At 44.8% G+C, this 23,238-nt stretch carries 20 protein-coding genes; 11 read left to right on the forward strand and 9 right to left on the reverse strand.

What is annotated here, in order from left to right; all coding sequences use genetic code 11:
- The first annotated feature begins 242 nt into the window (after window positions 1-242).
- Together ABXS85_RS12195 and ABXS85_RS12200 are read left to right on the forward strand one after the other, a co-directional pair.
- Window positions 243-887 carry a glutathione S-transferase gene (locus ABXS85_RS12195; RefSeq protein WP_353666810.1) on the forward strand — a complete coding sequence of 215 codons (645 nt, stop codon included), beginning with the start codon at window positions 243-245 and terminating at the stop codon, window positions 885-887.
- Between the two features lie 24 nt (window positions 888-911).
- Window positions 912-1,877: a pyridoxamine 5'-phosphate oxidase family protein gene (locus ABXS85_RS12200; protein WP_353666811.1), complete on the forward strand. Its 966-nt coding sequence runs from the start codon at window positions 912-914 to the stop codon at window positions 1,875-1,877.
- Between the two features lie 115 nt (window positions 1,878-1,992).
- On the opposite strand, the gene ABXS85_RS12205 is transcribed toward ABXS85_RS12200, so the two are convergent.
- Entirely contained in the window at window positions 1,993-2,859 is an 867-nt protein-coding gene (locus ABXS85_RS12205; RefSeq protein WP_353666812.1) for a YicC/YloC family endoribonuclease, read from the reverse strand.
- A 145-nt stretch (window positions 2,860-3,004) separates the two neighbouring features.
- Between ABXS85_RS12205 and rph the strand changes: the two genes are divergently transcribed.
- The gene (gene rph / locus ABXS85_RS12210; protein WP_353666813.1) at window positions 3,005-3,730 is read left to right on the forward strand and encodes a ribonuclease PH; all 726 of its coding nucleotides are present in this window, start codon (window positions 3,005-3,007) and stop codon (window positions 3,728-3,730) included.
- Between the two features lie 215 nt (window positions 3,731-3,945).
- Window positions 3,946-4,443 carry a hypothetical protein gene (locus ABXS85_RS12215; RefSeq protein WP_353669776.1) on the forward strand — a complete coding sequence of 166 codons (498 nt, stop codon included), beginning with the start codon at window positions 3,946-3,948 and terminating at the stop codon, window positions 4,441-4,443.
- Window positions 4,444-4,537: 94 nt separating this feature from the next.
- Here the strand turns inward: ABXS85_RS12215 and ushA are convergent, their stop codons facing one another.
- From ushA to ABXS85_RS12250, 7 genes are all read right to left on the reverse strand, one after another.
- Window positions 4,538-6,145, reverse strand: coding sequence for a bifunctional UDP-sugar hydrolase/5'-nucleotidase UshA (ushA, locus tag ABXS85_RS12220; RefSeq protein ID WP_353666814.1), 1,608 nt, complete (start codon window positions 6,143-6,145; stop codon window positions 4,538-4,540).
- A gap of 265 nt (window positions 6,146-6,410) precedes the next feature.
- Entirely contained in the window at window positions 6,411-7,520 is a 1,110-nt protein-coding gene (locus ABXS85_RS12225; RefSeq protein ID WP_353666815.1) for an ABC transporter ATP-binding protein, read from the reverse strand.
- Window positions 7,521-7,584: 64 nt separating this feature from the next.
- On the reverse strand, window positions 7,585-8,469 hold the full coding sequence (locus ABXS85_RS12230) for a carbohydrate ABC transporter permease (protein WP_353666816.1): 885 nt from the start codon (window positions 8,467-8,469) through the stop codon (window positions 7,585-7,587).
- Window positions 8,462-9,313, reverse strand: a complete 852-nt coding sequence (locus ABXS85_RS12235) for a sugar ABC transporter permease (RefSeq protein ID WP_353669777.1) — start codon at window positions 9,311-9,313, stop codon at window positions 8,462-8,464. The genes ABXS85_RS12230 and ABXS85_RS12235 overlap by 8 nt, the downstream gene beginning before the upstream one ends.
- Window positions 9,314-9,480: 167 nt before the next feature.
- Window positions 9,481-10,728: an ABC transporter substrate-binding protein gene (locus ABXS85_RS12240; protein ID WP_353666817.1), complete on the reverse strand. Its 1,248-nt coding sequence runs from the start codon at window positions 10,726-10,728 to the stop codon at window positions 9,481-9,483.
- Between the two features lie 228 nt (window positions 10,729-10,956).
- Window positions 10,957-12,423: an ATP-binding protein gene (locus ABXS85_RS12245; RefSeq protein ID WP_353666818.1), complete on the reverse strand. Its 1,467-nt coding sequence runs from the start codon at window positions 12,421-12,423 to the stop codon at window positions 10,957-10,959.
- On the reverse strand, window positions 12,413-13,156 hold the full coding sequence (locus ABXS85_RS12250; protein WP_353666819.1) for a response regulator transcription factor: 744 nt from the start codon (window positions 13,154-13,156) through the stop codon (window positions 12,413-12,415). Before ABXS85_RS12250 ends, ABXS85_RS12245 begins: the two co-directional genes overlap by 11 nt.
- 227 nt (window positions 13,157-13,383) lie before the next feature.
- On the opposite strand from ABXS85_RS12250, the gene ABXS85_RS12255 reads away from it, so the two are divergent.
- From ABXS85_RS12255 to ABXS85_RS12285, 7 genes are all read left to right on the forward strand, one after another.
- Complete coding sequence (locus ABXS85_RS12255) at window positions 13,384-14,355, forward strand: carbohydrate kinase (RefSeq protein WP_353666820.1); 972 nt, start codon at window positions 13,384-13,386, stop codon at window positions 14,353-14,355.
- Between the two features lie 454 nt (window positions 14,356-14,809).
- Window positions 14,810-16,162, forward strand: coding sequence for an ABC transporter substrate-binding protein (locus tag ABXS85_RS12260; protein ID WP_353666821.1), 1,353 nt, complete (start codon window positions 14,810-14,812; stop codon window positions 16,160-16,162).
- Window positions 16,163-16,279: 117 nt separating this feature from the next.
- Window positions 16,280-17,290, forward strand: a complete 1,011-nt coding sequence (locus ABXS85_RS12265; RefSeq protein ID WP_353666822.1) for a sugar ABC transporter permease — start codon at window positions 16,280-16,282, stop codon at window positions 17,288-17,290.
- A gap of 1 nt (window position 17,291) precedes the next feature.
- Window positions 17,292-18,434 carry a carbohydrate ABC transporter permease gene (locus tag ABXS85_RS12270; protein WP_353666823.1) on the forward strand — a complete coding sequence of 381 codons (1,143 nt, stop codon included), beginning with the start codon at window positions 17,292-17,294 and terminating at the stop codon, window positions 18,432-18,434.
- Window positions 18,435-18,504: 70 nt separating this feature from the next.
- Window positions 18,505-19,599 (forward strand): sn-glycerol-3-phosphate ABC transporter ATP-binding protein UgpC, encoded by a 1,095-nt coding sequence (ugpC, locus tag ABXS85_RS12275; RefSeq protein ID WP_353666824.1) that lies wholly within the window; start codon window positions 18,505-18,507, stop codon window positions 19,597-19,599.
- A 69-nt stretch (window positions 19,600-19,668) separates the two neighbouring features.
- Complete coding sequence (locus ABXS85_RS12280) at window positions 19,669-21,288, forward strand: alpha-glucosidase family protein (RefSeq protein WP_353666825.1); 1,620 nt, start codon at window positions 19,669-19,671, stop codon at window positions 21,286-21,288.
- Window positions 21,289-21,442: 154 nt separating this feature from the next.
- The gene (locus tag ABXS85_RS12285) at window positions 21,443-22,501 is read left to right on the forward strand and encodes a LacI family DNA-binding transcriptional regulator (RefSeq protein ID WP_353666826.1); all 1,059 of its coding nucleotides are present in this window, start codon (window positions 21,443-21,445) and stop codon (window positions 22,499-22,501) included.
- A 26-nt stretch (window positions 22,502-22,527) separates the two neighbouring features.
- On the opposite strand, the gene ABXS85_RS12290 is transcribed toward ABXS85_RS12285, so the two are convergent.
- Complete coding sequence (locus ABXS85_RS12290) at window positions 22,528-23,238, reverse strand: 3'-5' exonuclease (RefSeq protein WP_353666827.1); 711 nt, start codon at window positions 23,236-23,238, stop codon at window positions 22,528-22,530.

Consider the following 23,238-nt stretch of genomic DNA (forward strand, 5'->3'; position numbering starts at 1 on the left):
CGTTAAGGAAGATACTTAATTTCCATTGACTGAAAATGGCTTTACTTATGTTAATAAAAAAATGTTTCGGCTTGAAAGTTTTTATCTAGTGCCTGCGCATTAACATAAGGAGATATTGGATAGATTAGAAAGTTTTATTTAGATGGTCATTGGCGTTTTAGCCAATAGCCATCGTGAGTAGAAAAGCTTGGAGTTTAAGCTCTTTTTATTTTTTTACGCATTATAAACAAGGAGAATCGACCATGAATCCGAAATTTCTAACGCAAAGTTCACCGGTTAAATTGTACCGGCATCCAATTTCAGGTCATTGCCATCGTGTTGAATTAATGTTGTCGTTTTTGGATATTCCTTATGAAACCATTGATTTGGATTTGCTTAAGGGAGAGCACAAAGCGCCTGAATATTTAAAAATAAGTCCATTTGGCCAAGTGCCCGCTATTGATGACAATGGTGTGATTTTATCTGATTCAAACGCCATTCTGATTTATTTAGAGAAAAAATACAGTGATGGCTATGATTGGTATCCACAGGACCCTATAAAAGCCGCTGAAGTTCAACGCTGGTTGTCAGTCGCGGCTGGTGAAATTGCATATGGCCCCTGTGCTGTACGCTTAGTCAAAGTGTTTGGCGTTGAGCTTGATTATGATGTTGCTAAGCAAAAAACCATTGCTCTGTTTGATGTATTAGAACCGCTTCTAAATTCTCGTCACTATCTTGCTGGCGATGCTATTACACTCGCTGATGTGGCAGGTTACAGCTACATATCACACGTGCCCGAAGGTGGAGTGAGTTTGGCTGATTATCCGGCGATTCGAGCTTGGCTTGGACGTATAGAAGCTCATCCTCGCTTTGTTGGTATGAAACGCACGCCAGAGCCTACGGAATAAAAGTGTACTTATATGGATTCTAAAATGTCTCAGCCACAGCCTTCTCCGTTTCACCATGGTGAAACCACCATCCAACAACGGGTTGGTGTGGCTGAAGCGGTAGTCCAAAGAAACGCCAGAATGATACGTTCAGAGTTGTTAGCTCAGCATAGAACTTTTTTTTCCAATCTGTCTATGCTGGTTGTTTGCATAACGGATCATGATGGCATGCCTTGGGCCATCCCTTTATTTGGCAATCCAGGTTTTATTCAATCACCTAGTGTCAATAAGCTTGAGATAATGGCTTTACCAACATTAGCTGAGTTACTAAAACTCGATTTTATGCCACACAAAAAAATAGGGTTGCTTGGCATAGAATTGCATACGCGTCGTCGTAATCGTGTGAATGGCACCATTCAAGCAATCGATATTAATGGCTTTTCAGTGTTGGTTGAGCAGAGTTTTGGCAATTGTCCCCAGTACATACAAAAGCGATCATTATCATGGGAAAATACTCATGCTAATCAAACAGATATAAATGATCTTTCTTTAAGTTCTAGGTTGTCCCCTGACGCTATCGATCTAATTCAAGTGGCAGATACTTTTTTTATTGGCTCTCGAAGCAAAAGCCTCTCCAGTGATAGTAAAGAGGGTTTGGATGTATCTCATAGAGGAGGGAAACCGGGTTTTGTAAAGCTTGAAGGCGATACTTTATGTTTTCCCGATTTCAAAGGTAACCGTTTCTACAATACCCTAGGCAATATTCAATCTGATGGGCGAGTCGGCTTGTTTTTTCCAGACTTTAAGAGTGGTAATACCGTATTTATGACTGGAACGGCTGATGTCATCTGGGACTCAAATACACTGGCAGAATTCGAGGGAGCAGAATCGATAGTGGCGATTCAAATCCACAGTAGTCTTTTTATTGAGCGTTTTCTGCCAATGCGAGGAGAGGTTGAAGAACCCTCTCCTTGGTTAAAGACGACAGGTACTTGGAGTCAGTATGAATAATCAAAGACTCATGGACTCCTAGGTTTCAAATCGAAAGCGCAAGTAAAGTAAGTGCGCTTAGCTTAAATTAATATGCCTTAGGCGGTGAATTTGATCATGAAGCCCATGTTGGTTATTACTCAATATTCTGAATCTGTTCTCTCATTTGTTCAATCAATACCTTCAATTCCACCGCACTTTGGGTGGTTTCCACCACAATGGATTTAGACGATAGTGTGTTGGCTTCACGGTTGAGTTCTTGCATTAGGAAGTCGAGGCGGCGGCCAATGGGGCCTTTTTGTTTTAGCTGACGACGGACTTCTTTGGTGTGGGTGACAAGGCGATCCAGTTCCTCGGCCACGTCGGCTTTTTGTGCCAAGAGGACGATTTCTGCTTCTACGCGCATTGGGTCGAGTTCGACTTTGGCGGCTTCCAGTTTGTCGATTAGGTTTTGCTTTTGTGCGGCAATGATGCCGGGGAGTTGGCTTTGTACTTCGGCAACTATGGCATCAATGCTATCAAGACGTTGCTCTATGATGGCGACCAATTGCTCACCTTCGCGCAAACGCATTTGAATGAGTTCGTCTACGGCTTTTGCGAAAAGTTCTACCACGGCTTTTTTGATGGTATCGGCGTCTTCGCTGGTGTCACTTAAGATGCCCGGCCATTGTAGTATGTGCAATGGCGATGGGGTTTTGATGCCATCAAACCAAGTGCCCAGTTGTTGAATGGCGTTGGCTAAGGCTTGGGCGTTATCTGGATTGATGGTTAAGCTGGTGGCTGCTTTGTCGACCGCTTGGAAGCGCAGTTGGCATTCCAGTTTGCCGCGATTGAGTTTTTTTCTTAACAGGTCGCGGAAGGAAAACTCTAATTCACGAAAGCTTTCTGGTAAGCGGAAGTTAGGTTCTAAATAGCGTTGGTTTACTGAGCGAACTTCCCAACTGATGGTGCCCCAGTCGTAGCTGGCTTCTTGGCGTGAGAAGGCGGTCATGCTTGCTGTCATTTTATCTACCTAGGTTAAGAAAAAGTGGCGTTATTGTAACTTAAGCTATATCAAGACGACAGTTTCCCCATTCTGAGGGGGTATTTTTATTTAGGTTCGCTATAATTGCCGCTTTAGAAAAGATTAATCAACAGAGAGAGCTAGTATGCGTCCAAGTGGAAGAGCCCTTGATCAGTTACGTCCCCTTAAAATCACTCGAAATTTCACCAAACATGCCGAAGGTTCTGTATTAATTGAATGCGGTGACACTAAAGTTATTTGTACGGCGACCGTTGTGCCGGGTGTACCGCGTTTTTTAAAAGGCAAAGGTCAGGGATGGATCACCGCAGAATACGGTATGTTACCGCGTTCTACGGGCAGTCGTATGGATCGTGAAGCGGCACGTGGTAAACAAGGTGGCCGCACGGTTGAAATTCAACGCTTAATTGGTCGTTCCTTGCGTGCTGCGGTGGATTTGAAGAAGTTAGGTGAAAATACCATCACTATTGATTGTGACGTGATTCAAGCCGATGGCGGCACGCGTACTGCTTCTATCACAGGTGGTTTTGTGGCGCTGGCAGACGCAATGCGTTATCTGGTAGAAAATAAGAAAATCAAAGAAAACCCGATTGTGTCGCAGATTGCTGCCATTTCTGTTGGTGTGTACAAGGGCTCTCCTGTACTGGATTTGGATTATCCAGAAGACTCTAATGCCGAAACGGACATGAATGTGATCATGAATGACAAGGGTGGTTTTATTGAAATTCAGGGAACAGCCGAAGGCGAAGCCTTTGGCGATGAACACATGATGGGCATGCTAGCGGTGGCTCGCAAAGGCATCGCAGAAATCATCGACCTGCAGCGTGCGGCCCTGTTCGAAAATAAGGCTTAAAAAAATAAGAACTTGAGAAATAAGTTCTTATTCGTAATAGAAAACCTGACCATCAAATAGGGCGGTCAGGTTTTTTTTGGCTCTGAAATCTGTTTAAACAAGAAGGTTATGGCGTTAATTGTTAGTCATTGTGGGTGTTTTTGCACCTTACATAACAAACCTTCTCTGCGATCATCTGATGACAATAACAATAAAGGAGAAGGCTAGTGAAGAAAATGTTAACCATGGGTGTATCCGTAATGCTGCTCAGTGGCGCCTTGCAGGCGGCCAATTTAGAGGGTAAATGGCAGCTACAAGATGCCGCCAATACGCAAGCAAAGTTGGATGAAGCGGTTGAAAATGTGGTGCAAGAAATGAATTTCTTCATCCGCGCTTTGGCAAGACCTGTATTGAAAAAGCAAACGCAAATTTGTCAGCAATGGCTTTTGGCTAAGCAAGCAGGGGAGTTTTCTTGGCAATGTGATCAAGAAGAAGCCGATAGCATTCCTTTGACCGCCAAGGGTGAAGTCTTTAAGACAGATGAAGAAGACATTGAAATTTCTGGTACTTTTACTGAAACCGCACAAGCCATTGTGGTTGTCGTGGAATCTGAGCGCGGTAAACGTACCAATACTTGGCAGAAAATGTCAGATAATGAGCTAAGATACACGGTAAAGTTAGAGTCTGAAAAGTTACCAACGCCATTAACTTGGACATTAATCTACCAGCGTTAAGTCCATAAAACTTTTTTCACAGAGAACAAAAAAATGCCCCGCAAGCTGAGCTTGCGGGGCATTTTACTATAGGGTTGATTTATGTGCCGTTTGATTAGCGTTTAACATCACCTTTTGGTGCGAAGTTAGCCACATCAAGAGGGGCGTTGTTTTGCACGTATTCAACCAAGACATCAGCGTCAACATAACCTGAGTTCACGTAGTTAGCGTGATCGATCACTTTCGGATAACCGTCACCACCAGTTGCCACGTAGCTGTTGATCGCGATACGGTAGCTCTTAGCTGTGTTTAGTGGTTGACCGTTCACCAAGATGCTGGTTGCTTTACCATCTTTCAACGTTAATGAAACACCATCGAATTGAGCGAAAGCCCCTGTACCAGCTTGTTTGCTTGCCACAGCGGATAAGTAGTCAGTCAATTCGGCTGCAGAAAGGTCAACATAAGAAATGGCGTTACCGAAAGGTTGTACCTTAAGTACGCTCTTATAAGTGATGACGCCCGCTTCCATGTTGTCACGGATACCACCAGAATTCATGATACCAATGTCAGCGTTTACTTTTTCTTTCATGGCGCGGGCAATTAAGTTACCTAGGTTGGTTTCTTGGTTGCGAACCACACTGCGTTCACCCACGAAGTCGCCGTTAGCGGAGCCAATTTCAATGTTTAGCTCTTCTTGACCTTTTTCTTGGAAAGGCGTCAACATAGCAAGCATTTCTGGATCTTGAGCTATCTCTTCTTCGATAAAGACGCGTTCCGTTTTGCCGTCAGCGGTTTTGACTTTTTTCTTCAAGTTGACAGGGATGAGTCGGTATTCAGACCATACTATGTCACCATTCTTGAAGACGAAATCGAGACGACCAACGTATTTGCCCCATTCGTGAGCTTGTAGAATAAGGGTGCCGTTTTGCTCATCTGGCTCGAATAATGGGTTTTGAGAGTGACCACCTACTACCACGTCAATACCCGGTACTGTTCGAGCTAGGGTCACATCACCAGGTGCGTTGCCGCCGTAGTTTCCATTGTTGTAATGACCCATGTGCGTGACAGCAATCACAATGTCGGCTTGTTTGCGTAATTTAGGCACTAATTTCTCTGCCACTTTAATGGGCGATTCAATCTTAATGCCCTCTAGGTATTCTGGGTTACCTAATTTAACGGTATCGTCCGTTGTTAACCCCATGACTGCTATTTTTAAATCATCCACTTGGAAGATTTTGTAAGCGTCGAACAATGGCTTACCTGTTTTGGCATCCGTAATGTTTGCTGATAGGAAGGGAAACCCTGCCCATTCTTGCTGCTGTCTCAGTACGGAAAGCGGATTATCAAATTCATGATTACCCAATGCCATTGCATCGTATTGCAACATCTTCATGCCACGGAAATCTGGTTCAGCATCCTGTAGATCCGACTCAGGCACACCTGTGTTAATGTCACCGCCCGATAACAATAACGAGTTGCCATCGTCTAGGGCTACTTCCTCTCGAATGTTGTCGATGAGGGTTTTACGAGCGGCCATACCGTATTCGCCACGACTGTTTTGCCAAAAACGACCGTGATGGTCATTGGTGTGCAATATGGTGACTCGATATTCTTTATCTTCCTGCCAGCCAGGCTGTTTTGGTCCCATCATTGAACAGCCGGCAATGGCGATAACAAGACTAGAGACGGCAAGATGCGTCACAAAACGCGTCGTAGATTTCATGCTATGAGATTCCTTGATTGTGATATTGAGTTTGGTCGAACAAATACATTAATCGAATGCATTTATGTAATAGCATTTCTGATCAATTATTACTGAAATGTATCTCATATTGGTGGCAAGTTCGAGGGATTAAGGAAAAAAGTTGACCTTTTGTACAGTTTTCAACCAAGCAGGCAAAAAAAAGCCCACTCAGCAAAGTAAAGCATCTGAGTGGGCTAAAAACGTTTTGTACAAAAACACAATGTGTCAGATAGTGCACATAACCTTATTGGTCTAGTCGTTTACCTGATTCAGCATCAAATACAACGGCTTTGGATGTATCGAACATCATTTCGATCACAGAGCCAGCGTTAGCAGGGTAAGCCGGATTGGAACGACAGTTGATCTCTGCATCACCAATACGGGTGATGATCATGGTGTCGGCACCCATTGGCTCGGTTACTTCGACCTTGATGTCAGTGGTAGTAACAAAGTTCTGTCCCACCTTGTGTGGCTGAGGCTCGGTAATCATTTCAGGACGCAGACCAAGCAAGACAGTTTGTCCAACCTGTTGAGCAAGTGCTTCTGGTTTCGGGAATGGCAAACTAACGCTAGAGTGGGTTGCCAGTTCCAACATGGGTGTGCCATCGACAGAGACCACTGTTGCTGGAATGAAGTTCATGGCGGGTGACCCCATGAAGCCGGCGACAAACAAGTTTGCTGGATTGTCGTAGATTTCCTGCGGTGTCCCAAGTTGTTGTACTTCACCATCTTTCATTACGGCAATGCGATCAGCCAAGGTCATGGCTTCGATCTGATCGTGGGTTACGTAAACTATGGTGGTGCCCAGCTTTTGGTGTAGCTTTTTGATTTCAGTACGCATTTCCACACGCAGCTTGGCGTCCAAGTTGGATAATGGTTCATCAAACAAGTAAAGCTGCGGACGACGAGCCAAAGCACGTCCCATGGCAACACGCTGACGCTGACCACCAGACAATTGAGCCGGTTTGCGATCCAACAAGTGGTTGATTTGTAGCAATTCTGCGACACGTTGTACTTCAATATCACGCTCTTCTTTTGGCACTTTGCGCATTTCCAAGCCAAAGGAAATATTTTGCGCCACTGTCATGTTCGGATACAAGGCGTAAGACTGGAACACCATAGCGATGTCACGATCTTTCGGGCTGGTGTAAGTTACATCGTTATCGGCAATCAGAATGCGGCCTTCTGACACCTCTTCTAGGCCCGCGATGGAATTCATCAGAGTGGATTTACCACAGCCTGAAGGGCCAACTAGGATAAGAAACTCGCCCGCTTCGATGGAAATATTAATGCCTTTCAGTACTTCTGTCGTACCGTAGCGTTTCTTCACATTATCAATGACTAAATTTGCCATGTTATTACTCCAAAATAGTATCTCACCCATGCCTTACAAGCTTGAGTGTTCAATGCCGAAGGCCTTAGCCCTTCACGGCACCAGCTGTTAGACCGCGGACGAAATATTTACCTGCAAGCACATAGACCGCCAAAGTGGGTAGTGCGGCTATGATGGCTGCGGCCATGTCCACGTTATATTCTTTACCACCAAAGCTGGTATTAACTAGGTTGTTCAAGGCCACGGTGACAGGCTGAGTGTCAAAGCCAGAGAAGGCCACACCGAACAAGAAGTCATTCCAAATCTGGGTAAACTGCCAAATAACCGTGACCACAATGATGGGTACAGACAAAGGCAGAATGATGCGATAGAAGATGGTGAAGAAGCCGGCGCCATCAAGACGTGCTGCTTTCACTAATTCTCCCGGAATTGCTTGATAGAAGTTACGGAAAAACAGTGTGGTGAAGGCCACACCATAGACCACGTGAACAAAGACTAGGCCTGTGGTGGTATTAGCAATACCCAACCAGCCAAGTGTGCGTGCCATAGGTAACAGTATGACTTGGAAAGGAATGAAACAACCTACTAGCAAAGCAGCAAAGAAGAAGTCACTGCCACGGAATTTCCACATGGAAATGACATAACCATTAATGGCGCCGAGTAGGGTCGAAATCGCCACGGCAGGCAAGACGATCTGGAAAGAATTCAAAAAGTAGGGTGAAATGCCTGCACAGTTGTTACCAGTACAAGCGCTGCCCCAGGCTTTACTCCAAGCACTTAAGTCGAGACTACCAGGGAGTGATAACAATGTGCCCGTACGGATTTCTTCCACATCTTTTAGTGAGGTTAACAACATCACCAAGAAAGGCATCAGATAAACGGCAGCCATGATCAGCAAAACCGCATACAGAGCAAAACGTAAAGCCTTTTCTATCCAAGTTGTTTGGCGGCCAGTAGAAGCATTACTCATGGCGTTTACCTCGCAATTCAGAGTACAAGTAAGGAACCAAGATAGCTAACACACAGCCCAACATCACCATAGCAGAAGCGGAACCTAGACCGATCTGACTACGTGTAAAGGTGTGCGCGTACATGAAGTTGGCGGGTAAATCAGAAGAGTAACCAGGGCCACCATTGGTTAAGGCGGCCACCAAGTCGAAGCTCTTAATCGCAATGTGCGACAAGATGACCAGAGCACTGAAGAATACCGGCTTGAGCGATGGTAAAATAATACGACGATAAGTGGTAAAGGTGCTGGCACCGTCCAGGTGAGCGGCTTTGATTAAGTCGCCATCCACACCACGTAAGCCAGCTAAGAAAAGAGCCATCACGAAGCCTGATGCTTGCCAGACGGCAGCAATGACCAAACAGTAAACCACCATGTCTGGGTTGATTAGCCAGTCAAATTTAAAGTTCTCAAAGCCTAGGTCTATCATGAGTTTTTCAAAACCGTTGGTTGGATTAAGTAACCACTTCCAAGCGGTACCTGTGACGATGAAAGAGATCGCCATAGGGTAAAGATAAATGGTTCGAATTGCGCCTTCGGCACGAATCTTTTGGTCTAAGAAAATGGCCAACATCACACCAAGGAACAGGCAGATGAGGATAAATAGCCCACCAAATACCCCTAGGTTGGTTAAGGCAACAATCCAACGGTCATTGTTAAATAGACGCTCATATTGATCGATACCGACAAATTTATAGGTCGGTAACATTCGTGAATTGGTAAACGACAGAATGGCTGTCCAAATCATGTAGCCGTAGATACAAACTAGGGTTACGACAACAGTCGGTGCCATTACGATTTTTGGCATCCAATCAGCCAAACTAAGGCGTGCAGGACGTCCTGACTGAGCCTGTCCCGACCCAGAATTGGCAGCTTTTGTATTCATAATTGATGCTTCACTACAGAGAAGAAACGAAGAGGCTGACCTGAGGGCCAGCCTCGATTACACTTGGCAGTTAGTCTGCCAAATCGGGTTTACATGCTGGCTTTAATTGCACGAGCTAGCTTGTCTACAGCTTCCTGCGATGTCATAGAGTCATCGTTGAAGAAGTTGGTTACTACGTCAAAGATGGCACCTTGAATCATAGAGTTCACAGCCATGCCATGCGCCATACTTGGTACTAGATCACCTGTAGTTGAGCTTGCTAAGAAAGCATCCATTGAAGAGTGTGCACAAGTATCAAATTTTTCGCGAGGCATGTTCAAGCGAGCCGGAATAGAACCCTTGTTCAAGTTAAAGGTTTCTTGGAACTTAGGCTCAAGAATTAAACGTGCTAGGTCTTTTTGAGCTTCTTGTTGGTCGCTACCATCAACAGTAAACATGGCCAAAGAGTCAATGTTGAAGGTGAAGGTGCCGCTGGTGCCTGGTGCTGGGTAACAAACGTAATCAATGCCAGCTTTTTTGCCTGCAGCGGTAAATTCGCCTTTCGCCCAGTCACCCATGATTTGCATGGCTGCTTCACCATTGATCACCATAGAAGTGGCGATGTTCCAGTCACGGCCTGAGAAACCTGGATCTACGAATTCACGCATTTGTTTGAAGGTATCAAATACGTCGATCATATCTTGACTGCGTAGGGTTGTATCAGACAGTGCGATAAAGGCGCTGTTGTAGAATCTTGAGCCTTTTGAAAGGGCAATGGCTTCGAATAGAGTAGCGTCTTGCCAAGCTTGGCCACCGTGTGCCAGCGGAGTGAAACCTGCCGCTTTAATTTTTTTGGCTTCGGTGATGAACTGATCCCACGTGGTTGGGATAGCCGCGCCAGCTTTACGGAATACTTCAGGGTTTGCCCACATCCAGTTTACACGGTGAACGTTTACTGGCGCTGCAACATAGTGGCCATCGTACTTCATAACTTCGCTGACAACGCCAGGTAGGATAACATCCCAATCGCCTTCTTCAGCAACGTCATCAAGGTTGGTTAGGAAGCCTAGATCACCCCATTCTTGAATGGTAGGGCCTTTGATTTGTGCCGCGGAAGGTGGATTGCCAGCAATGGCACGAGATTTTAGTACTGTCATGGCAGACTCACCGCCACCACCTGCGACTGCGAAGTCTTTCCAAGTGTGGCCTGTTTCAACCATTTCTTCTTTAAGAACATTGATCGCAGCAGCTTCACCGCCGGATGTCCACCAGTGAAGTACTTCTACTTCACCTGCTTGGCTGTGCGCAGCAGCCAATGAAAGAGCAACAGAAGTTAATCCTAAGGCAATTTTTTTCATGATAGAAACCTTTGTTATTGTTATTTCGACTTGTCAAATACAATGAAGTTTTGACATTGCGTAATGTTTTTGCGTTTCGACTCAGTTTTCTGATAAATCAATATTCTCTGAAAATCAGCTTAACCTTTGTTCGAACTGACGAATTTATCAAAGTAAAGAAAGTACGGGGGTAAAGTAGAGCAACCTAATGTAACAAAGTCTTGCAAAGTGGTGTCAGCTTCGCTGAGTTTAGTGGCGAGGTAACCAGACTTTGGCTTCTAAGCCTTGCTTAGGATGGTTGCGCAATGTCACTTCACCGCCATGCGCACGGGCGATATTGCGGGCAATACTCAAACCTAAGCCCATGCCAGTAGGATGACCATTGTGCTCATCAATTAGGCGGGTATAAGGTTGGAAGACCTTGTCAATCTTGTCGAGCGGAATGCCGGGGCCTTGATCACAAATACGTATACTGACGCCTTCTTCATCGTCTTCAATATGAATGGTGGCGCGTTTACCATAGTACAAAGCATTATCCACCAAATTACCCAAACAGCGTTTAATGGCGAGTGGCTTACCAATGTATGGGTAGTTAAGCTCGCCTTTTAGAATGATTTTGAGGCTGTGTAAGTTGGCCGTCATCTGCATGTCTTTGAGCATTCGACTTATGTCCACTTCGACGCGATTTTCGTGAATATCTGTCTCTTTTACACTCTGTAATGCGCCTTTTACTAACATGTCCAAATCTTCTAAATCACGAATCATGGCGTCACGAGTGTCGTCTTCATCAAGCATTTCAGCTCGCAAACGAAGGCGAGTAATAGGGGTTTTTAAATCATGGGAAATGGAGGCAAACAACTTTTCTCTATCATTCAAGTAGCGTTGAATACGGCGCTGCATGTCATTAAAGGCTTTTGCTGTGTTGCGTACTTCAACACTGCCGTCTTCTTTAATGGGTTGCCAATCGCCCTGACCAAAACGTTCAGCAGCACGTGCTAAAGTGGCTAAGGGTCTTGTGACGCGGCGCAAAATGACGATGCTTAACAACAGCACAGTAATCACCGACATGGCCATGGAGAATAAACGATCACCACTTAAGGCGGTGGTCTCATCCAAGAAGTAGGGATCGGGCATCAGACTGGCAAGATATAGCCAGTCTTTTTCATTGATCGGAATTTGAATGACGATAATGGGTGGTGTCAGAGGTTTTACCAGTAAACTGTGGTGACCCCAACGTTCAGGTAAATCCATTAGGCGGGTCTGATTGTTGATAACGTGCAAATCGCTGGGGCTAGAAAAGGTGATTTTTGCATTGTGGATACCTAATTGTTTGACTAGAGTCGATTGCACTTCCTGTTTGACTATGTCTTTTAATGGGGAATCTTCCAGTGGGTTGATAAAGATTTCTTCTTTATTCAGAGTGACAAAAAAGCGCGTGCCACCCATGTCTTGCAGCTGGTCTATTACTATGTGGCGATAATTGGTTGGCAAGGAGGTGAAATAGCTGACGGTGGCTGCGATACGAAACGCCATGTGTTTAGAGACTTCACGGACATTTTGTTCTGTCTCGGACTCTAATTGGCGTAACCAAAAACTTGAGCTGATGAATTGCGCACTGGCCACGCCCAGCGCCATGATGATGAGAATCTGTCCCGTTAATGATTGCGACCAAGTTTTCAAGCGTGTTGCAAAATTGTCTGAACGATTAGTCGACATGCTCTTCTACTCTTACCGAAGCGGTCAGAATATAGCCTTGACCGCGTACGGTTTTAATCAGTTGGGGATGGCGAGCATCTTCACGCAGACGATGACGTAAACGACTGACGTGCACATCAATAAAACGATCTAGTGGTGCACTGTCTCGTCCTCGAGTGTTTTCGGCAATGTGTTCACGAGTCAGTACTTCCCCTGGATTATCTAAGAACAGCATTAACAGGTTGTAATCCGCACCTGACAAAGATTCTTTTTCTTGCTGGTAATGCAGTTCCCGTGACAAGGTGTCTAAAGTGAAATTGGCAAAATGATATAGACGAGGGCTGTCATGATGCTGTGTAGGTTCATGACTGACTTCGATTTGTTCCATCCGTCTTAGAATGGCTTTCATTCTGGCCAGTAATTCTCTAGGGTTAAAAGGTTTGGCAAGGTAGTCGTCGGCACCAATTTCTAAGCCAATAATACGATCCATTTCATCGGAATTTGCGGTCAGCATAATGACGGGAACATGGGACTGTTCGCGTAAGGCTCGACAAATGGAAAAGCCATCTTGCCCTGGTAGCATTATGTCTAAGATAACCAAATCAATTTCTTGTTCCGGTCGGAAGTCTGCCAAAAAGGCTTCTCCAGAATCGGCACTGAAAACGGTAAACAGATGTTTTTCTAAATAGGATTTGAGCAAGGTGCGAATTTCGTCATCATCGTCTACCACATAGATACGTTTGGCTTTTGTCATACTATTGCTCAGAGTTATTGCATTTTTTGTTGGCACTGAGTCTAGCAAGAAAGTTGCGGTGAACCAATTCGCAGTCGGTAAGTTACGCGCAGATGAAGGGTTAGTTTGTGTTTACAGGTTAGAGATTGCACGATTCGTTTTAAATAAATTAAATTGATTTAATTATTTCTGCCCTGCATAATTTTTCGACTAATCTTACCCATATTTATTTTTAAGAGATCAACACAATGACAACGAAAGTGATGGCTTTTGGTGAAGCCTTAATTGACTTTTTATCAAATGGTGCGACCCAGGCAGGAGAGCTGGAATCCTTTACTAAATTTCCGGGTGGAGCACCTGCTAATGTGGCCGTTGCGGTTGCCCGTTTGGGGGGGAATAGTCACTTTGTTGGTCAGGTGGGAGACGATGCTTTTGGTCACTTTTTAAAAGCCTCGCTGGATGAGTATGGTGTTGATACAGGCAAGATGTTGATGACCAAAGAAGCAAAAACCGCATTGGCGTTTGTGAGTTTGGACGAAACGGGCGAACGCAGCTTTGAATTCTACCGTAGCCCATCTGCAGACATCTTGTTTCGCGAAGAAGATTTTGAGGCGGCTTGGTTTACGGATGCCAAAGGGGTATTTCATACCTGTTCAAATACCCTAACGGATGCAGATATAACGCAAGCTACCTTGGCTGGTATTCAAATGGCAAAGCGAGCTAACTGGATTATCAGCATTGATGTGAACTTGCGAACTAACCTTTGGCCAAATAGTGAGGTTGATACTCAGAGAGTGATTGACTGGATGCAGACTGCGGATGTGGTGAAGGCCAGTTTAGAAGAGTTGGCCATAATGGCTGAAGATCCATTTGCTCTCATTGAAGAATCTTTGCAGGCCGGGGTGACCTTGTTTGTATTAACCGATGGTGGCAACCCGATTCGTTTTTATACAAAAGGTCAAGCGGAAGGTAAGGTGACAACGCCAAAAGTGGCAGTAAAAGACACTACAGCAGCGGGCGATGCTTTTGTTGGTGGTCTCTTGTATCAATTGGCAGAACAAGGAGGCGATCGTCAATCCTTGACAAATTTTTCGCAACAAGACCTACACAATGTGATTCGTTTTGCGGCCGCTTGTGGTGCAGATTCGGTGACCAAGTTAGGTGCTTACCCTTCCTTACCAAACCTAGAGCAGGCAGAAGCACAACTGAAGCGCTTTTAAACGTCACTATTTGAGGCGAATTTAGAGGCTTCTGTTAAACGGTTAAGAATAAATTCAGCGAGTTAAGAATGACAAGAGAAGCGTGTTTTGATCACGCTTTTTTTGTGTCTGTTGAAATCTGACTTGAAGCTAAGAAATGTTAGAAAAAATGATCAGTTAATCGATTTTACAAAACTTTAACCCCCTGAAATATAGTTAAAAAAACAAGCCTGTTTGTTTTTTGTACAGAAATGAAAATAAAATATTGCTCGCTTTTTCGCCAAAGTCTACTAAATTGAAAAAACAATTAAGATAATATTAAGGATGTATGAAGCTTGAAGCAGGGCGTTTGATTGTTAATAATCAAAAACCTTCTTAATCCTTATAGAAGAACATGATTACCTTGTTTCGACTCATGATAATAACAAACAAAGGAAAGCTTAGGATTTCCTTGGCGAGTCTGAAAGGAGCAATGATGAAAAAATCAATTCTGTCCATGGCAGTCGCCATGACTCTTTCCGCCACTACTGCAGGTGCAGCAGATCTAGTATTTAAGCCAGGCGAAGATTCTCGATTTCACTGGGAAAGTTACGAAGCCTTAAAATCTCTCGACCTTTCAGGTGAAACCATTTCTGTTTTTGGTCCTTGGTTAGGCGATGAGAAAGCTAACTTTGATCGCGTCATCGCGTATTTTGAAGACGCAACGGGTGCGCAAGTAGATTACGCAGGTTCTGATTCTTTTGAGCAACAGATCGTAATTGATGCGCAGGCGGGCAGTGCGCCAAATATCTCTATCTTCCCTCAGCCAGGTTTGGCTGCGGATTTGGCAGCGAAAGGTTTTTTAGCACCGCTTAGTGATGAAGTGAAAGAGGCTGTTGCAAAAGATTACGCTGCAGGCCAGTCTTGGGTTGACTTGGCAACCTTTAAAGATGGTCAAGGCAAAGACGAGTTGTACGGTATCTTCTATCGTGCCGATTTGAAATCCTTGGTTTGGTACTCTCCTGATAACTTTGCTGATGCGGGTTATGAAATACCAGAAACCATGGAAGAGTTAAAAGCGCTTACTAAACAAATTGTTGCCGATGGTGGTACGCCTTGGTGTATTGGTTTAGGTTCAGGTGCCGCGACGGGTTGGCCAGCAACAGACTGGGTAGAAGACTTGTTGCTTCGCACACAGCCTGCGTCTGTTTATGACCAATGGGTAACTAATGAAGTGAAATTCGATGACCCACGCATTGTTGGTGCAATTGAAGAATTCGGTTGGTTTGCACGTAACGACGAATACGTTGATGGCGGTGCAGGTGCAGTCGCTTCTACTGACTTCCGTGACAGCCCGAAAGGCTTGTTCCAATCACCACCAAAATGTTACATGCATCGTCAAGCGTCTTTCATTCCAGCTTTCTTCCCAGAAGGCACACAGCTTGGTTTGGATGCTGACTTTTTCTACTTCCCATCTTATGCTTCTAAGGACTTAGGTAACCCAGTACTGGGGGCCGGTACTTTAGTAAGCATCACTAACGATTCTAAAGGTTCGCGTGCGTTTGTTGATTTCTTACGTTCGCCAATCGCTCACGAATTGTGGATGGCGCAAACAGGTTTCTTGTCTGCTCACTTGGGTGCTAACCCAGAGCTATACTCAAGCGATGCTGCGCGTAAGCAGGGTGAGATTTTACGATATGCTACTACTTTCCGTTTCGATGGTTCTGATTTGATGCCAGGTAAGATTGGTGCTGGTTCTTTCTGGACTGGTATGGTTGATTACACTGGTGGTAAAGATGCCAAAGAAGTTGCGGAAGACATTCAGAAAACATGGGATGCGTTGAAGTAATCCTATTTGGTAAAGCCCCTAAGTGACCGGTTTACTTAGGGGCTTTTTGTTATTTTTTGCCGGACAAAAGATGAAGGACATGTGTCCTGTTCATCGCAGATGTATTTTGGAGATGCTATGGCCCAGCTCGCTTCCGCATTAGCGATTATGATAATGGGTGTATTAGGATGTGCTGCCTATTTTTATGGATCTAATTTTATATTAGATAAAATTTTTCCAACTAAGGATCGCCCCGCAGACCGTATTGCGCGTAACTTGCGTATTGCGAACAGTGTGCGTCCTTGGCTGTTTTTAGGTCCAGCCGTTCTGTTATTAACCTTTTACCTTTTTTACCCCGTGATCGACTCGTTCCGTTTGTCGTTTTTTGATCGCACCGGTGATGAGTTTGTTGGGCTTTCCAATTATGTTTGGTTGTTTGGTAATGATGAGTTTTTCGAATCTTTTCGCAATAACATGTTGTGGTTGATCGTTGTGCCAACGGCGGCAACGTTTTTTGGTTTAATTATTGCGACCATGACGGACCGTATCTGGTGGGGCAATATTGCAAAAAGTCTAATCTTCATGCCGATGGCCATTTCTTTCATTGGCGCCTCGGTTATCTGGAAGTTTATTTACGATTTTCGTAGTGGCGATGACGCGCAAATTGGTTTGTTGAATGCAGTTGTGGTGTTTTTTGGTGGCGAGCCGCAAAACTGGATCACCATTCCTTTCTGGAATAACTTCTTCTTAATGGTCATTTTGATCTGGATTCAAACGGGTTTTGCTATGGTGATCTTGTCTGCCGCGCTGCGAGGCATTCCTGACGAAACCATTGAAGCTGCGGTATTAGACGGTGCAAACGGTTTGCAAATATTCTTTAAAATTATGGTGCCACAGATTTGGGGAACTATTGCCGTGGTGTGGACCACCATTACCATTCTGGTGTTGAAAGTATTCGATATCGTGTTGGCCATGACTAATGGTCAGTGGGACACACAGGTTTTAGCCAATCAGATGTTTGATTGGATGTTCCGTGGCGGTGGTGATTTTGGCCGGGGAGCAGTGGTTGCGATTGTTATTATGGTATTGGTTATTCCTATCATGATTTGGAACATTAAGCGTGCAAACGCAGAAATGGAGGGCCGTTAATATGATTGCCTCTTCAAAGCGAACGCCGCTCACATTTTTGGTTCATGCCACTGTGTTGTTTTTGGTGGTGATTTGGACCATACCAACAGCGGGTCTGTTTATTTCTTCGATACGTGATAAAGACCAGTTGTCTGTGTCTGGCTGGTGGACAGCCTTATCCACATCGGAGCAACGTCTGGTTGCGCGAGCGGAAACACCGCAGTCGCAAGTGCAAGAAGGTGATGTATTTGTTATCCGTGGTAATTTGCTTGAAGGTGAAAGCGGTGAAATTGCGCGTTTTGGCTATAGCTCATTAAAACCTGAAGCCTTTGCTGTTGGTGAAGTGGCCGAAATGAAACAGGGCCGTTCCTTACAAGTGAATGCCAATGGGGATTACGTGTTGTCTTCGCCTACCGAATGGAAAGGCTCCCGTGGACAACGTATTTTCTACACCGCAGAAGTGCCACCTCGATTCACCCTAGATAACTATCGTGAAGTACTGAGTGCAGAAGGACTTGGACAGTCTTTTATTAACTCCCTGACAGTGACCATTCCCGCCACCATTATTCCCATTTTGGTAGCGGCTTTTGCGGCATATGCTTTGGCGTGGATGCGTTTTCCCGGGCGTGCTTTGCTGATTGCTGGCGTGGTAGGGTTGTTGGTGGTGCCTTTGCAGATGTCATTGATACCTCTACTAAAGAGTTACAATCTAATTGGGGAATTTTTCGGTGTGGGCTCGAAAACCTATGTGGGAATCTGGCTGGCACACACCGGCTTTGGTCTCCCCTTAGCGATTTATTTACTGCGTAATTATATCTCTGGTTTGCCGGGTGAAATTATCGAATCTGCGCGTGTCGATGGGGCGTCTGACTTTGATATTTTCCGCAAAATTATTTTGCCTTTATCTTTCCCTGCGCTGGCGTCATTTGCCATCTTCCAGTTCCTTTGGGTATGGAATGATTTGCTGATTGCCATGGTGTTTTTGGGGAACAATCAGGAGCATTTGGTGCTGACGGGGCAGTTGCGTGAATTGTTGGGTTCCCGTGGCGGTAACTGGGAGATCCTGACGGCGTCAGCCTTCATTACCATCATTATTCCTTTGTGTGTCTTCTTCAGCTTACAGCGTTATTTAGTACGCGGTTTGCTGGCAGGATCAGTGAAATAAACCATCCAGGCGAGTGAGTTGAGCAAGGCTCCTCACTCAAGCTAAGCATTTAGATTGAGGCATTAAAATCATGGCTGATGTTAAGTTAACCCATGTAAAGAAAATTTATTCGAATAAAGTTGAAGTATTAAAAGACATTAATTTGGACATCAAACAAGGTGAATTCATTGTGTTTGTGGGTCCATCTGGTTGTGGTAAATCAACCTTATTGCGAATGATTTCTGGATTGGAAGAGATTTCAGCTGGTACTTTGGAAATCGATGGGCAGGTGGTAAACGATATTCCTCCGGCTTTGCGTGGCATTGCCATGGTATTCCAAAGCTACGCTTTATATCCGCATATGACAGTCTATGACAATATGGCGTTTAGCTTGCAAATTGCTAAAGCAAGCAAGGAAGAAATCGATCAGCAAGTGCGTAAAGCGGCAGATATGCTGCAATTAACACCTTATCTTGATCGCTTGCCAAAAGCCTTATCTGGCGGTCAGCGTCAGCGTGTGGCGATTGGCCGTGCCATAGTGCGTCGTCCAAAAGTCTTCTTATTTGATGAGCCTTTGTCTAATTTGGATGCGGCATTGCGCGTGGCAACACGTATGGAAATTGCCAATCTGAAAGACAGTATGCCGGATTCAACTATGATTTATGTCACCCATGATCAGGTTGAAGCCATGACCTTGGCCGATCGTATTGTGCTGTTGTCAGCGGGTAACATTGAACAAGTGGGTTCACCTTTAGAGTTATATGAAAACCCTGCTAATGTGTTTGTTGCTAAGTTTATCGGTTCTCCGGCGATGAACATCTTGCCGTGCCGTATTGAGAAAACGGGTGAGCAAACAGAGCTGTCTTTGTCGGATGATATGTCTGTAACAGCGCCCATCACCACTGCTGAAAGCGAGCAATCTAAGCCTGCTTTCTTTGGTATTCGTCCTGAAGATTTGAGTGTGGTAGCCACCGCAGATGAAGGCTTCTTGTCAGGTCGTGTGTCGTTTGTTGAGTCTTTAGGTGAAGCTACCTTGTTATACATTCAGGTGCCAGGTTGTGAAGACATGGTGATTGCTAAAGAATCCGGAACCTTGAATACCCAGCGTGGTGACCAAGTTCATTTGTCTGCGTTGCCAGAAAAAATGCATTTATTCGACGAACAAGAATTGTCTTACCGTCGTTAATATCAATCTGATTGTTACTTGTGATGAGGCTGTGCCTTATCACAATTTTTTTGTTTTTGGAGAGTCAATATGACAACCAATTTGAACTGGTGGAAAGGCGGGATCATTTACCAAATCTACCCGCGTAGTTTTATGGATGCTAATGGCGACGGTGTTGGCGATTTGGTTGGTATTACCAGTAAATTGGACTACGTAGCCTCGTTGGGAGTGGATGCCATTTGGTTATCGCCGATTTTTACTTCACCAATGAAAGATTTTGGTTATGACGTATCGGATTATTGCGATATTGATCCAATGTTTGGTAGTTTGGAGGATTTCAAGAAACTCGTGAACCGTGCTCACGAGCTGGATTTGAAAGTAATGATCGATCAGGTGATCAGTCATTCTTCTGATGTGCATCCTTGGTTTGAAGAAAGTCGTCAGGATAAAAGCAATCCAAAAGCGGATTGGTATGTTTGGGCTGATCCTAAGCCAGATGGTTCGCCACCAAATAACTGGTTGTCTATCTTTGGTGGCAGTGCTTGGAAATGGGATAGCCGTCGTTTGCAATACTATTTGCATAATTTCCTAGAATCTCAGCCAGACATGAACTTTCATAATCCTGAAGTACGTAAGGCGCATCTAGATAACATGCGTTTCTGGTTAGAGTTAGGGGTCGATGGTTTCCGCTTGGATACCGTGAACTTTTACTTCCATAGTGAAGGCTTGGAAGATAACCCTCCAGTCCTGCCGGGCGAGCCAAAAACCAAAGGTGCGCCAGAGGACAACCCATATACTTATCAGCGTCATGTATATGATTTGAGTCGTCCAGAAAACTTGGCATTCCTGCAAGAATTGCGTGCTTTGATGGATGAATTCCCAGGCAGTACCACTGTGGGTGAAATCGGTGACGATTTTCCTCTGAATCGTATGGCGGAATACACTTCTGGTGGTGATAAACTACACATGGCTTATACTTTTGATTTATTGAATAAGCCCCATTCACCTGCCTATATCCGTGATGTGTTGAAAAATATGCAGGACATAGTGGGTGATGGTTGGCCATGTTGGGCGGTTTCGAATCATGATGTAGAGCGTTCACGTACTCGCTGGGGTGCGAATGAAGATGCTGAAGCTTATCCTTTGATTGTCACGGCGTTGATTTCTTCCATTCGCGGTAGTGTGTGCTTATATCAAGGTGAAGAACTGGGTTTGCCAGAAGCGGATGTACCTTATGATCGCATCCAAGATCCATATGGTTTTCCGTTGTGGCCGGTTTTTAAAGGTCGTGATGGTTGCCGTACCCCTATGGTTTGGGAAAACAAAGCTCAAGGCGGTTTCTCTGTTGTGGAGCCTTGGTTGCCAGTGGATAGTGACCATCTGCCGTTGAGTGTGGCAGAGCAAGAAGCTAAGCCAGACTCTCTATTACAAAAGATGCGTCGGTTCATTAAATGGCGTCAACAACAACCTGCTTTGGTCAATGGCGAGCTAGAACAGATCGATGTTGCCAATGAAGACTTGATTGCCTTTGTACGTGACTACCAAGAAGACTCCTTATTGGTGGTATTGAACCTGACCGGAAAAGAACAAGTTGCTACCTTAAATACAGGTGATTTAGAGCTTCTTGAAGGTCATGGTTTCCAATGTCAGTTATCGAATCAAACTTTAACTTTGCCTGCTTATCAAGCTTGTTATGCGCGTCAGCGCTAAGGACGTGGTGACTTTTGCTGGTTTGTTGTTTATTGGGATCTAGTAGAAGTCGAGGTCTTCGTACTTTTTAGAAAGCTTGATAGAATGCATGAGTCTTGCCGTTATGCAAAATGGAACTCAGTAGGCAAGACTCTTATTTCTAGTGAGTGTTCATATGAAGAAAAACATAAAAAAGTTGACCTTGAAAGATGTAGCGGAACGCTTAGAGGTCTCCACCGCAACCATTTCAAATGCCTTTAATCGGCCGGATCAATTATCGGCGACTTTGCGTGAAAACATTCTCAGCGAATGTGAAAAAATGGGTTACTTTGGCCCGAATGCGGCTGCACGTAGTTTGCGTACAGGGCGAACTGGTATTGTGGGAATTGTGCTATCGGATGACTTGAGTTATAGCTTAACCGATCCGGTTGCTAATCAATTTTTGAAAGGCATGGCGGAAATTTTTGAAGCTAACGAATACAATATGCTGCTGTTGTCTTCAGATCAGGTAGAACAAGACGCCCAAAGCCGCATGCAATCTTCTATGGTAGATGGCTTTATTGTCTATGGACACAAACCTCAACAATGCATTAACGCACCTTGGTTAATGCCCAACAAAAACATCATCACAGTGGACAGTTTTATTCCTGGCACCACCTCGGTGAATGTGGAAAACCACAGTGGCGCTTATACTATTGCTAAACACGCCTTGACGCATAATCCTCAAAGTGTGGCCATTTTGGGCTTGAGTTTATTAGACACGGATCGTGTCTGTCGTATTCGTGAAGATGAGTTGTTTGATCGTGCTGCGTCGATCTCGATTCAACGCTTATATGGTTATTTTGAAGCCCTCAAAGAGCATCAAATTGTTGTACCGTCAGAGTGCATCTGGAACATTCCTGAGAACAATCACAAATTGGCTTATCAAGCAGCGAGAGAAGCGTTGACCATGGCTAACCGTCCTCAGCTTTTACTGTGTATGAGTGATTGTATTGCCATTGCTGCGGTACAAGCGGCTCTGCAATTGGGCATTCGTGTACCGGAAGATCTGCAAGTAGTGGGTTTTGACGGTATAGCCGAAAGTGAAAACTTTCACCCTTCTATTACCACCATTCATCAGCAAACGGTTGAGAAAGGTCGTTTAGCGGCGGAAGTCTTTTTAGGATTGCGCGAAGCGAAAGACGTGGTATTAGAGACAGAGCTGGTAATACGTGAGAGTTGTCCAGCGCTATAAACAGCACCTTTGTTCAGCAGAGTCTCCTACAGCCAGTAGCGACTAATTGGGGCTGCAAGGTCCATGTGATGAGCTATTTGAGCTTGTAACAATTCCGCCGATGATATGGCATCTGTCAATGCGTGATGGGCCTTGTATCTCGGCAAATGGTAGCGCTGTCGACAAGCATCTAAACGCAATGACGGCGCTTTACCAAACTGTCTCCACCAAGGTTTGTGTTGTGCTTGCCGCTCTATGTCCATGGTGTCCAAAACAGGAAAATACAAAGGGTAACCATAGTGTTTCAAGGAGGCCTCTAGAAGGAACTGCCTTTCAATCGCCACGCAATGTACTACCAGGACTTGTTTTGACATGACATCCAAGATGTCGTCCAAAATGTGATCCAATTGCGGTGCATCGGTAAGCTCAGAATGAGTGATTTCGTGAATGGTGACCGATTCGGCATGCAAAGCTTTTTTTGGCTTTGCCATCCAGTAACCTGCTCCCTGACAACGAATGGCATTGTGTTTCATGGGGATCAAGCCCAAGCTGATGATCTCGTCGTTATTCGGATCTAAGCCAGTGGTTTCAAGGTCTAAGGCCAGTAAGGGCACGTCTTTTAATGGTGTATTAGCCGCAATCATCCCTGCTTGATAATAGCGTTTTAATGCCCCTTCTGGCGCTTCTTTTGCCCACTTTTTAAAGAGATTTGGCCAATCAAGAGGCTCGCTGTGTTGGTTGGAAATATGCATTGCCAT

Source organism: Marinomonas sp. THO17, assembly GCF_040436405.1.
In the GTDB taxonomy this organism is placed as follows: Bacteria; Pseudomonadota; Gammaproteobacteria; order Pseudomonadales; family Marinomonadaceae; genus Marinomonas.

What these genes read in the sequence shown, in the direction of transcription:
- rph (WP_353666813.1), top strand. Translation starts at nt 3,005, where the DNA reads ATGCGTCCAAGTGGAAGAGCCCTTGATCAGTTACGTCCCCTTAAAATC.
- ABXS85_RS12280 (WP_353666825.1), top strand. Translation starts at nt 19,669, where the DNA reads ATGACAACCAATTTGAACTGGTGGAAAGGCGGGATCATTTACCAAATC.
- ABXS85_RS12215 (WP_353669776.1), top strand. Translation starts at nt 3,946, where the DNA reads ATGTTAACCATGGGTGTATCCGTAATGCTGCTCAGTGGCGCCTTGCAG.
- ABXS85_RS12240 (WP_353666817.1), bottom strand. Translation starts at nt 10,728, where the DNA reads ATGAAAAAAATTGCCTTAGGATTAACTTCTGTTGCTCTTTCATTGGCT.
- ushA (WP_353666814.1), bottom strand. Translation starts at nt 6,145, where the DNA reads ATGAAATCTACGACGCGTTTTGTGACGCATCTTGCCGTCTCTAGTCTT.
- ABXS85_RS12225 (WP_353666815.1), bottom strand. Translation starts at nt 7,520, where the DNA reads ATGGCAAATTTAGTCATTGATAATGTGAAGAAACGCTACGGTACGACA.
- ABXS85_RS12245 (WP_353666818.1), bottom strand. Translation starts at nt 12,423, where the DNA reads ATGTCGACTAATCGTTCAGACAATTTTGCAACACGCTTGAAAACTTGG.
- ugpC (WP_353666824.1), top strand. Translation starts at nt 18,505, where the DNA reads ATGGCTGATGTTAAGTTAACCCATGTAAAGAAAATTTATTCGAATAAA.
- ABXS85_RS12250 (WP_353666819.1), bottom strand. Translation starts at nt 13,156, where the DNA reads ATGACAAAAGCCAAACGTATCTATGTGGTAGACGATGATGACGAAATT.
- ABXS85_RS12230 (WP_353666816.1), bottom strand. Translation starts at nt 8,469, where the DNA reads ATGAGTAATGCTTCTACTGGCCGCCAAACAACTTGGATAGAAAAGGCT.
- ABXS85_RS12290 (WP_353666827.1), bottom strand. Translation starts at nt 23,238, where the DNA reads ATGGCAATGCATATTTCCAACCAACACAGCGAGCCTCTTGATTGGCCA.
- ABXS85_RS12260 (WP_353666821.1), top strand. Translation starts at nt 14,810, where the DNA reads ATGAAAAAATCAATTCTGTCCATGGCAGTCGCCATGACTCTTTCCGCC.
- ABXS85_RS12235 (WP_353669777.1), bottom strand. Translation starts at nt 9,313, where the DNA reads ATGCCAAAAATCGTAATGGCACCGACTGTTGTCGTAACCCTAGTTTGT.
- ABXS85_RS12195 (WP_353666810.1), top strand. Translation starts at nt 243, where the DNA reads ATGAATCCGAAATTTCTAACGCAAAGTTCACCGGTTAAATTGTACCGG.
- ABXS85_RS12205 (WP_353666812.1), bottom strand. Translation starts at nt 2,859, where the DNA reads ATGACAGCAAGCATGACCGCCTTCTCACGCCAAGAAGCCAGCTACGAC.
- ABXS85_RS12270 (WP_353666823.1), top strand. Translation starts at nt 17,292, where the DNA reads ATGATTGCCTCTTCAAAGCGAACGCCGCTCACATTTTTGGTTCATGCC.
- ABXS85_RS12255 (WP_353666820.1), top strand. Translation starts at nt 13,384, where the DNA reads ATGACAACGAAAGTGATGGCTTTTGGTGAAGCCTTAATTGACTTTTTA.
- ABXS85_RS12200 (WP_353666811.1), top strand. Translation starts at nt 912, where the DNA reads ATGTCTCAGCCACAGCCTTCTCCGTTTCACCATGGTGAAACCACCATC.
- ABXS85_RS12265 (WP_353666822.1), top strand. Translation starts at nt 16,280, where the DNA reads ATGGCCCAGCTCGCTTCCGCATTAGCGATTATGATAATGGGTGTATTA.
- ABXS85_RS12285 (WP_353666826.1), top strand. Translation starts at nt 21,443, where the DNA reads ATGAAGAAAAACATAAAAAAGTTGACCTTGAAAGATGTAGCGGAACGC.